Source organism: Tenacibaculum sp. ZH5_bin.1, from assembly GCF_042865525.1.
GTDB classification, from domain to species: domain Bacteria; phylum Bacteroidota; class Bacteroidia; order Flavobacteriales; family Flavobacteriaceae; genus Polaribacter; species Polaribacter mesophilus.
Genome location: NZ_JBEGIO010000005.1, coordinates 99,547 through 111,386, shown reverse-complemented (window position 1 = coordinate 111,386; position 11,840 = coordinate 99,547). Strand labels below are relative to the sequence as shown.

The 11,840-nt window shown below is 31.1% G+C and carries 13 protein-coding genes; 6 read left to right on the top strand and 7 right to left on the bottom strand.

The features are described 5' to 3' along the window. Window positions 1-42 precede the first annotated feature (42 nt). From ABHQ57_RS13170 to ABHQ57_RS13160, 3 genes are all read left to right on the top strand, one after another. Window positions 43-675, top strand: a complete 633-nt coding sequence (locus ABHQ57_RS13170) for a DUF4290 domain-containing protein (RefSeq protein WP_047789038.1) — start codon at window positions 43-45, stop codon at window positions 673-675. Beyond that, entirely contained in the window at window positions 676-1,989 is a 1,314-nt protein-coding gene (murA, locus tag ABHQ57_RS13165; protein WP_047789037.1) for a UDP-N-acetylglucosamine 1-carboxyvinyltransferase, read from the top strand. A gap of 443 nt (window positions 1,990-2,432) precedes the next feature. After that, the gene (locus ABHQ57_RS13160; RefSeq protein WP_047789036.1) at window positions 2,433-2,681 is read left to right on the top strand and encodes a hypothetical protein; all 249 of its coding nucleotides are present in this window, start codon (window positions 2,433-2,435) and stop codon (window positions 2,679-2,681) included. 236 nt (window positions 2,682-2,917) lie between these two features. On the opposite strand, the gene ABHQ57_RS13155 is transcribed toward ABHQ57_RS13160, so the two are convergent. Further along, complete coding sequence (locus ABHQ57_RS13155; protein ID WP_073183662.1) at window positions 2,918-3,799, bottom strand: LysR family transcriptional regulator; 882 nt, start codon at window positions 3,797-3,799, stop codon at window positions 2,918-2,920. Window positions 3,800-3,949: 150 nt separating this feature from the next. On the opposite strand from ABHQ57_RS13155, the gene ABHQ57_RS13150 reads away from it, so the two are divergent. Further along, window positions 3,950-4,678 (top strand): SDR family oxidoreductase, encoded by a 729-nt coding sequence (locus ABHQ57_RS13150; RefSeq protein ID WP_167713673.1) that lies wholly within the window; start codon window positions 3,950-3,952, stop codon window positions 4,676-4,678. 112 nt (window positions 4,679-4,790) lie between these two features. On the opposite strand, the gene fumC is transcribed toward ABHQ57_RS13150, so the two are convergent. Then, window positions 4,791-6,194: a class II fumarate hydratase gene (gene fumC, locus ABHQ57_RS13145; protein WP_167713674.1), complete on the bottom strand. Its 1,404-nt coding sequence runs from the start codon at window positions 6,192-6,194 to the stop codon at window positions 4,791-4,793. A gap of 145 nt (window positions 6,195-6,339) precedes the next feature. Here fumC and ABHQ57_RS13140 point away from each other — a divergent pair, with 145 nt between their 5' ends. Next, on the top strand, window positions 6,340-6,516 hold the full coding sequence (locus ABHQ57_RS13140; protein ID WP_164505156.1) for a hypothetical protein: 177 nt from the start codon (window positions 6,340-6,342) through the stop codon (window positions 6,514-6,516). A gap of 68 nt (window positions 6,517-6,584) precedes the next feature. Here the strand turns inward: ABHQ57_RS13140 and ABHQ57_RS13135 are convergent, their stop codons facing one another. The 5 genes from ABHQ57_RS13135 to ABHQ57_RS13115 form a co-directional block, all read right to left on the bottom strand. Further along, window positions 6,585-7,355, bottom strand: a complete 771-nt coding sequence (locus ABHQ57_RS13135) for a pentapeptide repeat-containing protein (protein WP_047789031.1) — start codon at window positions 7,353-7,355, stop codon at window positions 6,585-6,587. Window positions 7,356-7,474: 119 nt separating this feature from the next. Beyond that, complete coding sequence (locus tag ABHQ57_RS13130) at window positions 7,475-7,747, bottom strand: HU family DNA-binding protein (RefSeq protein WP_047789030.1); 273 nt, start codon at window positions 7,745-7,747, stop codon at window positions 7,475-7,477. A gap of 186 nt (window positions 7,748-7,933) precedes the next feature. Continuing rightward, a complete protein-coding gene (gene fmt / locus ABHQ57_RS13125) occupies window positions 7,934-8,878 on the bottom strand; it encodes a methionyl-tRNA formyltransferase (RefSeq protein WP_196781623.1) in 945 nt (314 codons plus the stop codon). Continuing rightward, window positions 8,879-10,765 carry an ATP-dependent DNA helicase RecQ gene (locus ABHQ57_RS13120; RefSeq protein WP_159491384.1) on the bottom strand — a complete coding sequence of 629 codons (1,887 nt, stop codon included), beginning with the start codon at window positions 10,763-10,765 and terminating at the stop codon, window positions 8,879-8,881. Further along, the gene (locus ABHQ57_RS13115; protein WP_047789027.1) at window positions 10,758-11,300 is read right to left on the bottom strand and encodes an AAA family ATPase; all 543 of its coding nucleotides are present in this window, start codon (window positions 11,298-11,300) and stop codon (window positions 10,758-10,760) included. Before ABHQ57_RS13115 ends, ABHQ57_RS13120 begins: the two co-directional genes overlap by 8 nt. A 114-nt stretch (window positions 11,301-11,414) precedes the next feature. On the opposite strand from ABHQ57_RS13115, the gene ABHQ57_RS13110 reads away from it, so the two are divergent. Continuing rightward, the gene (locus ABHQ57_RS13110) at window positions 11,415-11,696 is read left to right on the top strand and encodes a DUF493 family protein (protein WP_047789026.1); all 282 of its coding nucleotides are present in this window, start codon (window positions 11,415-11,417) and stop codon (window positions 11,694-11,696) included. The last annotated feature ends 144 nt before the right edge of the window (window positions 11,697-11,840 follow it).

Below are 11,840 nucleotides of genomic sequence, written 5' to 3'. Positions count from 1 at the left end.
TTCATAATAATTACCTATTTTGCATAGATAAAATATAGAGAAATGACGTTTGATTTAGAATACAATTCGAAAAGATCCAAATTAATTATCCCAGAATATGGGAGGCATATACAAAAGCTAGTGAATCATTGTATCGCTTTAGAAGATAAAGAAGAACGAAATACAATGGCTAAAGCTATTATTGATGTAATGGGTAATTTACAACCTCACTTACGCGATGTGCCTGATTTTAAGCATAAACTTTGGGATCAGTTACATATAATGGCAGATTTTCAGTTAGATGTTGATTCTCCTTACGAAACACCTTCAAAGGAAGAGTTACAAGAATCTCCTGAGCGATTGCCATATCCAAAATCAGCATCAAAGTATCGTTTTTATGGTACAAATATTCAAACCATGATTGATGTAGCATTAACATGGGAAGAAGGAGAAATGAAAGAAGCTTTGGTATTCACCATTGCTAATCATATGAAAAAATGCTATTTAAACTGGAACAAAGACACAGTTGAAGATAGTGTTATTTTCGATCATTTATATGAGCTGTCTGAAGGAAAAATAGATATTCGAGATATTGATGAGGACTTAACAGATAGCAAAAGCCTGTTAAGAAAACGTAGCGGACAAGGACAGCACAAATCAAAAGGAAAAACAAATACTAAATACAGAAAAAAGTAAATGGCATCATTTAAAATAGAAGGAGGTCACAAATTAAAAGGAACAATAACACCACAAGGAGCAAAAAATGAAGCATTACAGGTAATATGTGCGGTGTTGTTAACGTCAGAAAAAGTAATTATAAACAATGTTCCTGATATTATTGATGTTAATAAACTGATTTTTATTTTAGGAGAATTAGGAGTTAAAATAGAAAAATTATCTAAAAACTCATATAGTTTTCAAGCAGACGATATCAATTTAAAATATTTAGAGTCACCAGAATTTAAAAGAGATGGAAGCTCTTTAAGAGGGTCTATTATGATTGTTGGTCCGTTATTGGCTCGTTTTGGAAAAGGATATATTCCTCGACCAGGAGGCGATAAAATAGGACGTCGTCGTCTAGATACTCACTTTGAAGGATTCATCAATTTAGGAGCAAAATTCCGATATAATCGTGAAGAATATTTCTACGGTGTAGAAACAGAAACAGGATTAGTAGGAGCAGAGATGTTGCTAGATGAAGCTTCGGTAACTGGTACAGCAAATATTATTATGGCTGCAGTATTAGCCAAAGGAACCACAACAATATATAACGCAGCTTGTGAGCCTTACATTCAGCAATTATCAAAAATGCTGAACTCAATGGGAGCAAAAATTACTGGAGTAGGATCTAATTTACTCACTATTGAAGGAGTGGAAACTCTAAAAGGCTGTGAACATACTATATTGCCAGATATGATTGAGATTGGTAGTTGGATAGGTATGGCTGCTATGACACGTTCGGAATTGACAATTAAGGATGTAAGTTGGGATGATTTAGGACAAATTCCTAATGTATTTAGAAAACTTGGAATTCAATTAGAAAGAAAGGGAGACGATATTTACATACCAGAGCAAGAAAGCTACGAAATTCAAAGTTATATTGACGGGTCAGTATTAACTGTAGCAGATGCACCATGGCCTGGGTTTACACCAGATTTATTGAGTATTGTATTGGTAGTTGCCACACAAGCAAAAGGAACCGTACTAATTCACCAAAAAATGTTTGAAAGCCGTTTATTCTTTGTTGATAAATTAATCGATATGGGGGCTAAGGTAATTTTATGCGATCCTCATAGAGCTACAGTAATAGGTCATGACTTTAAATCGCAGTTGAAGGCAACAAAAATGACCTCTCCAGATATCCGTGCAGGTATCTCATTATTAATAGCAGCACTTTCAGCAAAAGGGACAAGTATTATTAATAATATTGAACAGATAGATAGAGGTTACGAAGATATCGAAGCACGTTTAAAATCTATCGGAGCAAAGATTGAACGAATTGATAGTTAAATTAGCTAGAGTTAAAGTTGTAGAAATCTCTCAGTGAACTAAAAGTTTGTTGAGAGATTTTTTTAAATCTAGTTCATATTTTACTACTTGAGTTTTTTAATAAGAACAACTAACTTTTTTATACAGTATAAAGTTTTAAATTTGAAGGTCACTTTTTTTAGTTATCATACTTTGTTCTTACTCTAATGCTATTTCAGGATGAAACATGAATAAGGAATAAACACTTTCTTATATAACAGAGATTTTTTTGTAGTATGATTTGTTATTTGTACCTTCAAACTTTGAAAAAGCAAAAGTAATCCTCACTACATTCCTTTTATTTTTTTAATAGAGCTAAGAGTACACTACGCATAGGTGTAAAAGTGTATTGTCGTGGTTTATGTGTTCGGAAACACAAAGAGTAATTGTAAAAAAGTAACTACTAAAAATCTAAATAAATAATTATGACAAAGACAGAAAATAATAGGAAAGGGGTAATAGGTATTACCCAACAAGCAAGTTTAATAGATAAGAATATTGGTTCATATAAAGAGCATTTTATAAACGAACATTTTGGATACACCGTAAAATTATCTAACGGAGCAATTCGTATACCAAGAAAAACCGCTGAGGATTATGAGGTACAAAAAGGAATTGTTACTAATGAAAGAATAAAAGAAATAGCTAAAACCTATACATATCAAGAGATATAATTTATTTTAAAAGTTCGTTAAACAGAAAACCATAACATTTTGTTGTGGTTTTCTATTTTTTAAGCTTATTTTGATGATTATTTTGTTCGCTAATACTTAGTTAATCATCGCCCAAAATAAAAAACTAAAGCATCATTTAAAAAGTAAAGTATTCTATGTATGCTTTTACTTTATAATGTGGAAAATTGTTAGTTTATAAATAAAATTTATAGAGTAATGGTTTGAGGGAAAAAGAATCACGGTTTAAAATAATACCCGAAATTGTTAAATTTATTTGCCTTAAGTTTGTTTTTTGAAAAATAATTAATGGTTTTTGCTATAGCAGGGTTTTGTAAGCTGTGCCTAGAGTAAGCTAAACCTACTTCTCTATAATAACGAGGGCCTTTATACGGCCTAGTTTCAAAACCATACCAACCATCAATAAAATACTCAGGTAAAAAAGTTAAACCTAAACCTGCCATTAATAAAGTTAAAGTTTCAGTTTTTGTACTACAATTACCTACAGTATTAATAGTTTTATTAGCAAAATTTAGGATAGAAATACATTGTTTATGAGCTTCACAAGGAGGACAATGAATGAAGTTTTCATCTTTTAAATCTGCTACCAAATCAATTTCGTTTTTGGCTAATAATTTATGTCCATTGGGAATACATAATAAATAATCTTCTTGCCATAGTGGTAAAAACAAATCTTCTTCTTTCTTCCATTCTTTAACTAATAAATTAATCTCATTATTTTCATTACAATGATTTACTGTCCAAAATACATTACTATTTAATTCGTTAACCTTTTTTATAAATTGTAGTTTGTATTCTTGTGGTAAACTATCTGCAATACCAATTTTAACCTCATTTTTAAACGCACTTTTTGTAAATATGTTAGGTAAATCATTTAATTCATTTAAAATTCTTTTAGCTATGGGGTATAGGTAGTGTGCTTCGTTTGTAGGCTCGACACCTCGTTGATGTCTTTTAAATAAAGTACAATTCATTTTACTCTCAAATAATTTTATTCCGTTAGAAATATTAGGTTGAGAAACAAAACATTTATTGGCCGCACGTGTAAGGTTTTTTTCTTCATATACAGCAATAAAAAACTTTAATAAACGCTCTTCCATTATAATTATAAATTATGATTAAGATACAAAAATAGTATTTTGAGTAGTTTTTTTTGAAATGTACCTTTGTAAAAGCTAATAAAATAGTTAGCTAGTAGTAAAGTTGAATTTAAATTAGTATAAAAAATAATTATAACAAAGGAATGATTTATGGAAGATAAAAAATTAGTAGTTATTACTGGAGCTAGTTCTGGTTTTGGGTTAGAAATGGCTAAAATGTTTGCAGAAGACGGATACCCTCTTTTATTATTAGCAAGAAGGGTAGAAAAGATGGAGGCTTTAAATTTACCTCATACCTTGTGTAAAAAAGTTGATGTAACTGATAAAACGGGATTAGAAAAAGCAATAAGAGCGGCTGAAGCTGTTTATGGAGAAACTGATTTATTGATAAATAATGCAGGGGTTATGTTATTAGGATCCATTGAAACACAAAATGCCAATGAATGGCAAAAAATGTTAGATGTTAATGTAATGGGAGTGATGCATGGTATGCAAACGGTAATACCAAGTATGAAGGCTCGTAAAGGTGGAACTATAATAAATTTGTCATCTATGGCAGGCTATCAAGCTTTTGAAAATCATGCAGCATATTGTGCTAGTAAGTTTGGTGTTCGTGGGTTAACACAAACAGCGAGATTAGAGTTATCTCCCTTTAACGTGCGAGTAATAACAATTGAACCTGGTGCGGTTAAAACAGAATTGCTCGAGCATACTACGGATGATACAATAATTAAAGGATATAATGAGTGGAAAGAGAGTGTAGGAGCTGTTAATATTACTGCTAAAGATGTTGCTAAGACTATAAAGTTTGCATATGAGTTACCACAATCTGTGTTGTTAAGAGAAATTGTTATTTGCGATACTATGCAAGATGCTTAGTCTTTTCTTTTAGGGTAACATTATTTTAGAATGAGATAATACAATATAATATGCAATAAAAAAACCACAACATTTTGTTGTGGTTTTTTTATATCTATGGTAAGTAAAGCTTTTATGATTTTAAGCTACCTGTCATATCTTCTGGTTTTACCCATTCGTCATACTGTTCTGGAGTTACGTATCCTAAACGTACTGCTTCTTCTTTTAAAGTAGTTCCGTTTGCGTGTGCTGTATTTGCAATCTCAGCAGCTTTGTAATATCCAATTTTAGTATTTAATGCCGTAACTAACATTAATGAGTTATTTAATAACTCAGTGATTCTTGTTTGGTTTGGTTCAATACCAGCAGCACAGTTTACATCAAACGATACACAAGCATCCCCAATTAATTGAGCCGATTGTAATACGTTAGCTGCCATCATAGGTTTAAAAACGTTTAATTCGTAGTGACCTTGAGTACCACCAACAGTTACCGCAACATCGTTACCCATTACTTGTGCACAAACCATAGTCATAGCTTCTGCCTGAGTTGGGTTTACTTTTCCTGGCATAATAGAAGATCCTGGTTCATTCGCAGGAATAATGATTTCTCCAATTCCTGAACGAGGTCCGGAAGCCATTAAACGAATATCATTTGCTATTTTATTTAATGAAACGGCTAATTGTTTTAGCGCTCCGTGAGTTTCAACTAATGCGTCATGAGCAGCTAAAGCTTCAAATTTATTTTCAGCAGTTATAAATGGTAATCCTGTAAACTCAGCAATGTATTTAGCAACTAACACATCGTAACCAGCAGGTGTATTTAATCCAGTTCCTACCGCTGTTCCACCCAACGCTAATTGTGCTAAATGTGCTAAGGTGTTTTTTAAAGCGTTTAACCCGAAGTTTAATTGAGCAACATATCCAGAAAACTCTTGACCTAAGGTTAGGGGAGTAGCATCCATTAAATGTGTACGCCCAATTTTCACCACATCTTTAAAAGCTTCAGCTTTTGTTTGTAAAGTATCACGCAATTGTTCAACACCAGGAATGGTTACTTCTACAATTTTTTTGTAGGCAGCAATGTGCATTCCAGTAGGGAAGGTATCGTTAGAAGATTGCGATTTGTTTACATCGTCGTTTGGTTGGATGGTTTTTTCACCTTCACCAATTACATTCCCAGCGATTTCGTGAGCACGGTTAGCAATAACCTCGTTTACATTCATGTTAGATTGTGTACCAGAACCTGTTTGCCAGATTACTAATGGGAATTGGTCGTCGTGCTTTCCAGCTAATATTTCATCACATACTTGTGCAATCAAATCACGTTTTTCAGTAGCTAATACACCTAACTCAGCGTTAGTGAAAGCAGCTGCTTTTTTTAAGTATGCAAATCCATATACAACTTCTAATGGCATAGAGGCAGTAGGACCAATTTTAAAATTGTTACGAGAACGCTCGGTTTGTGCTCCCCAATATTTATCAGCAGGAACTTCTACTTGTCCCATTGTATCTTTCTCAATTCTATATTTTGTCATTTGGAATGATTTAAAATGCTTAAAATTAATGATGTTCAAAATTACAAATTCTAATAGTTTTTAATAGTGATTTTTATCAGATTTTATTGGAGGAAAAGAAAAATAGTTATAATTTTGTGGCATAACAATTATTAATAAGAAACAAATGTTAGATTTTTCAGAATTTTCAGGATTGGTATTATTCATGTTTATTTTTACAGCTGGATTTTGGTTGTTAATTTTCTTATTAACATTTGTAGTTCCTTACTGGATTGGTGGAACTATCTGGGAAAACATGAAGTTGAAAAGAGAAGCTAAAAAAGCTGCTGAAGAAGGTAAGTAAGCTTTTAATATGATATAATAAAAAAGCTCGCAATTTTGCGAGCTTTTTTTATGTATAAAATAGAAAGCTTATCTTTTCATTAAGTACTTATTAAAACTTTTTCCGTTTATTTTAGTGTATTTAGAGTCTATATCAAAAGCTACTTCCATTCCAGTAATATCAAACTCTCCTGATACTTTTGTGTATTTAATATTTAAGTCTTCTTCAAACTTTACATTTCTAAATGATACCCCATCTTTAAATTCGGTATATTTAAAAATAGCACTTTCATTGAAAACAGAGTTTTTAAAGCTTACAAAACGGTTAAAATCTGCATACTTAAATGTAGCTGGTTCCTCAAAAGAGGTGTTTTCGAAAGTAATATCTCTATCAAATTTTGCGTACTTAAATGTTGAGTCACCTTTAAATTTAGTGTTAGAAAAGTTTGTGTTTCTCTCAAAATCTGAATATTTAAACATCGCTTTTTGTTCAAAAGTACAATCTTTAAATACAACAATATCTTCAAAATTAGCAACAAAAGTATATCCACTTTTCTCATGAGGAATGTAGGCTAAAACATCATCATCAAAAACACAATTTACAAAAGAAACTTTATTTGTAATTTGTTTTTCAACGGTGTTAGATCCTCCATTATTCCACCAACTTTTTCTTTTAGGTAATTTAGGTAACGCTTCATTCATAAAAGTAAAGTCTAATGTACCTTTAATAGTAGTGTTAGAAATTTCTATTGCTTTTCCGTTTTTAACATCTCTCATAATGTCAGATGCATTTATAACTTTTTGAGCAAAAGCAGTTGAAAAGCAAAGTAAAAGTCCTGTAATAGTAACTATAATTTTCATTTTTAATGGTTTTTTAAGTTCTATATAAAAGACAACTAACTTTTGGTTTTTGTGACACTTAAAAAAAAACAGTATTTAGTTGCCTAAATACTGTTAGTATATTTTCTTAAAAGAGGATATTAGTTTACTGAGTCACTTAAACCAGCACCAGCTTTAAATTTAACTACGTTTTTAGCAGCAATTTTTATTTCTTTTCCTGTTTGAGGGTTTCTACCAGTTCTAGCAGCTCTCTTAGAAACAGACCAAGTTCCCCATCCAACTAAAGCAACTTTATCACCTTTCTTTAAAGTATTAGTTACGTTAGTAGTTAAAGAATCTAATGCAGCTTTAGCGGCAGCTTTAGAAATTCCTGCATCAGCAGCCATCGCATCGATTAAATCTGATTTGTTCATAATTTAAATAGATTTTAAAATTAATTAATATTTTTTTGCTTCAATAGCTCAACAAATATAGACGGAACGCGAGATTGTGCAAGATTTGACTTGAAAAAAATACTCTTTTGTTAATAAGTTACCTTAAATTGTTAATAACCACTCATCTTTTTTTGTTAAAAACGCTAAAACCCCATGGATAAAGGGCTAGAGAACTTTTGCGTCTTTTTCGAATTGAAAACCGTTTAATAAACTCTGAACATCCATTAACTTTTTACCAGAAATTTTAATTTGATAAATATTTAAGTAACCATCTGTAACAGCAATTTTTAACTCCTTTTTAGTGGTAACGATAGCACCAACCTCAAGATTATGAGAAGTAGGATCTTTACTAACTCCGTATATTTTAGCAGAAAGTTCATCATCTCCATTTACAATAGTAGTCCAAGCAGCAGGATATGGATTTAATCCGCGAATATGATTATAAATATCATTTAAAGAGTTAGACCAATCTATCTTACAGTTATGAGGATATAATTTTGGAGCAGACTTTTCTTCTAATTCAGGTTGTTTAGTAGTTGTAACATCTCCTTTAGCAATTAAATCTAAAGTTTCAGCAACTAGTTTAGCTCCTAAGTGCATTAATCTGTCGTGTAACTTACCAACAATTTCATCTTCTTTAATAGTTATCTCACTTTGTAATATGATTTCTCCTGTATCAATTTTATCATCAATAAAGAAAGTAGTAACACCTGTTTTCGTTTCGCCATTTATAATTGCCCAATTAATAGGTGCAGCACCACGATATTCTGGTAATAATGAAGCATGTAAATTAAAAGTACCATATTCTGGTAGTGCCCAAACGGATTTAGGTAACATTCTAAAAGCAACAACTACTTGTAAGTTAGCATCCCACTTTTTTAAATCTTCTTGGAATTCTTCGTTCTTTAAGTTTTTGGGTTGAAGAATAGGCAAGTTTTGAGAAAGTGCATATTTTTTTACAGCAGATTGATTAAGCTTACGACCTCTACCAGCAGGTTTATCTGGAGCAGTAATAACTCCTACTACATTATAATCATTCTCCACTAAATGCTGTAAAATGGTAGCAGCAAAATCAGGAGTTCCCATAAAAACGATGCGTAAATCTCTCATTTATTTTAAAAAGTATTTATTGTTTTTTGTGTGTATTTTTTCTTCGGAAAGAAGCTCTCGCAAAAGTATTAAAATGTTCGTTTCTTTTTCATTTAATAGCGAGCAGATTTCAGTAACTGTATAGGTTTTTTCTTTTTGTAAGTTAGAAAGAATATCTTTTTGGCTTATACTAGTTTTGTTTTTTCTTTGCAAACAAACATCACAGATTCCACAACTTTGAGAGCTGTGTTCACCAAAATAGGAAAGAAGTTGTACGCTTCTACAAACCGAATTGTTTTCTACAAACTGAAGTAAGTCTCTATTTTTTTGTTTTTTCTGTTTAATGTATTGTTTAATGTTTAGAGAAATTCGGTTGATGGTTTTATCATCTTCTCTAGGGTGTAAAAAGAAAAGTTCCGAATTGTTAGTAGCTTTTGTATAAGCTATTAATTCTTTTTGAGCTAACTTTTCTAAAGTATTGATTACGAACCAAGAGGTAGTACCTAGCTTTTTAGCAATATAAAATTCATCAATTTTTACAGGGTTTTCAAAAATGCCACCATACATACGTAAAATTTGTTGGACAAAATTTTTAATTTGGGAGTTTTGATTTGTATGTGATATAACTTGTTTACTTGAGGCTAAAAACTGAACTGTAGATTTTTGTTGGAAGCTATGATTTAATTCAATAATGCCATTATTATTGAGTATTTGAAGAGCATTGAATGTTTTATTGGGGATGAAATTATACTTGTTACAAAAAGCTAAAAAATTAAAATCGAAAGCAGTTTCGATTAATTCACCTTTTGCAATTTGAAAATGTTGATATAGTTTTTGGTGAATAGTTTTTATTTCATCAATGGTTGGTAATGATTTTTCAAGTAATTCACTACTTAAAGAAATATCACTATCGTTAGTTAATACTACAGAAAAAGACTTTACTCCATCACGTCCACCACGACCCGCTTCTTGAATGTAGTTTTCAATAGAAAAAGGTAGGTTAAGATGAATAACAACTCGAACGTTGGGTTTGTCTATTCCCATACCAAAAGCATTGGTAGCAACTATAATTGGAGTTTTCTCTGTCATCCAATTATCAAAAGCTAACTTTTTTTCTACAGGAGAAAGACCTCCATGGTAAAAAGAACTTTTAAATCCATTAGCATTTAAGTAACTACTAATTTCTTTCGTTTTACTACGAGTATTTACATATATAATTGAAGGAGCTTTTGTTTTAGTAAAAATCTGATTGAGCTTACCAAGCTTGTCTTCAGTTTTAAAAATTTGATAGGCTAAATTCTCTCTAAAAAAAGATTTTTTGAAAACGGTAGGTTTTTCTAATTCAAGAGAAGAAACAATATCTGAAATTACTTTTTGAGTTGCCGTAGCTGTTAAAGCAATTATAGGGATTGTTGGTAGTAACTCTTTTAAAACAGTAATCTCTTGATAAGAAGGACGGAAATCGTGCCCCCATTCAGAAATACAATGTGCTTCATCAATAGCTATTAAGTTTACATTTAGTTGCTTTATTTTTTCTTGAATAAAACGAGATTGCAACCGTTCAGGTGAAATGTATAAAAACTTAGTATTTCCAAACCGAATATTATCAAAAAGTGTAATAATATCGTCTTGTGAGCTTCCAGAAGATATTAAAGTAGCTTTTATGCCTTTATCAATAAGATTAGCAACTTGATCTTGCATTAAGGCAACTAAGGGAGAAACTACTATACAAACTCCTTCCTTAACCAATGCGGGTACTTGAAAACAAATAGACTTTCCACCTCCTGTAGGAAGTAAAGCAACAACATTGTTTCCTGTTAAAACTTCAGTAATTATTTCTTGTTGAGGTTTTCTAAAAGAAGTATAGCCCCAATAATGTTTTAATATTTGTAGCGATTTATCATACATCGTGTTTTAACGAATGTAAAATAAAATCACAGCGCTCTTGTACCGAACCAAAAGGAACATCAATAATATTATAGCCTACTTCCTCGTAAGCTTCTTTTAAAAAGGTATCTATTTTCACTGATTGCTCGAAGGTTTCATAACGTTCGTTGTCAGATTTATAAATAGCCTCCCAAGGAGCGCACATAAATACTTTATTGTATAAATATTTATTGCTTTTTTTAATAAAAACATCTGGGTAGTCAGAACCTAAATAATTCATATAAGCGTGTACATCAGGAATCCCTCTATCAAAAAAGATAATCTCAGCATCACTTTGGTGAGCTTCTAAGTACTGTTGCTCTCTTCCTTCTAATAATAGTTGGCTAAATAATAAAGGTTGCTCTAAAAAAAGTTGATCAATACCATCTTTTTGAGCTTTAAGTGTAACCTCTCTTGAAATCTCTGGCATACATTCATACCCACGTCTAATAAATTCTCTTAAAATAGAGGATTTACCTGTACCAGGACCACCTATTAAAACTATTTTTTGTTGCATGGGGCAAAAATAAAAGTTTCAAGTTATAAATATAATAAATAGTGTAATTTTGTGCATCATCACTACATGCTTTAAATTTTTGATGAGTTTTTATAAAATAGTAATTTCTGAGTTATGCAAGATAGAGAAGCTTTTTACGCAAAATTAAAATCACAATTAGAAGATACCACAACGTTTCCAGCTAAGTATTTATATAAATTTATTGTTCCTACTGACGGTAGTCAGGAGAAAGAAGTACAAGACTTATTTAATAATGCTGGAGCAGTTATCAATACAAAAAAATCTAAAACAGGAAAATACGTAAGTGTATCAATACATATTACAGTAAAGAGTTCAAACGAAGTTATTTCGTATTATAAAAAAGCAGAGGCAATAAAAGGTATTATTTCTTTGTAAATTTATAACAAAAAAAGTTTTACACTTTCATTTTTGGATGTAGTTTTTCTTTTAAAAAAAGAAAAATTATGGCTAAAAATCTTTTACTAAGCTAAAAGTATGGCAAAGAACTTGATGCAATAAAAAAGATAAGTAATTATTTCT

Coding starts and splice junctions, on each gene's coding strand:
- ABHQ57_RS13160 (WP_047789036.1), top strand. CDS start 2,433: ATGACAAAGACAGAAAATAATAGGAAAGGGGTAATAGGTATTACCCAA.
- ABHQ57_RS13120 (WP_159491384.1), bottom strand. CDS start 10,765: ATGTATGATAAATCGCTACAAATATTAAAACATTATTGGGGCTATACT.
- ABHQ57_RS13140 (WP_164505156.1), top strand. CDS start 6,340: ATGTTAGATTTTTCAGAATTTTCAGGATTGGTATTATTCATGTTTATT.
- ABHQ57_RS13110 (WP_047789026.1), top strand. CDS start 11,415: ATGCAAGATAGAGAAGCTTTTTACGCAAAATTAAAATCACAATTAGAA.
- fmt (WP_196781623.1), bottom strand. CDS start 8,878: ATGAGAGATTTACGCATCGTTTTTATGGGAACTCCTGATTTTGCTGCT.
- ABHQ57_RS13170 (WP_047789038.1), top strand. CDS start 43: ATGACGTTTGATTTAGAATACAATTCGAAAAGATCCAAATTAATTATC.
- ABHQ57_RS13115 (WP_047789027.1), bottom strand. CDS start 11,300: ATGCAACAAAAAATAGTTTTAATAGGTGGTCCTGGTACAGGTAAATCC.
- ABHQ57_RS13135 (WP_047789031.1), bottom strand. CDS start 7,355: ATGAAAATTATAGTTACTATTACAGGACTTTTACTTTGCTTTTCAACT.
- murA (WP_047789037.1), top strand. CDS start 676: ATGGCATCATTTAAAATAGAAGGAGGTCACAAATTAAAAGGAACAATA.
- fumC (WP_167713674.1), bottom strand. CDS start 6,194: ATGACAAAATATAGAATTGAGAAAGATACAATGGGACAAGTAGAAGTT.
- ABHQ57_RS13150 (WP_167713673.1), top strand. CDS start 3,950: ATGGAAGATAAAAAATTAGTAGTTATTACTGGAGCTAGTTCTGGTTTT.
- ABHQ57_RS13155 (WP_073183662.1), bottom strand. CDS start 3,799: ATGGAAGAGCGTTTATTAAAGTTTTTTATTGCTGTATATGAAGAAAAA.
- ABHQ57_RS13130 (WP_047789030.1), bottom strand. CDS start 7,747: ATGAACAAATCAGATTTAATCGATGCGATGGCTGCTGATGCAGGAATT.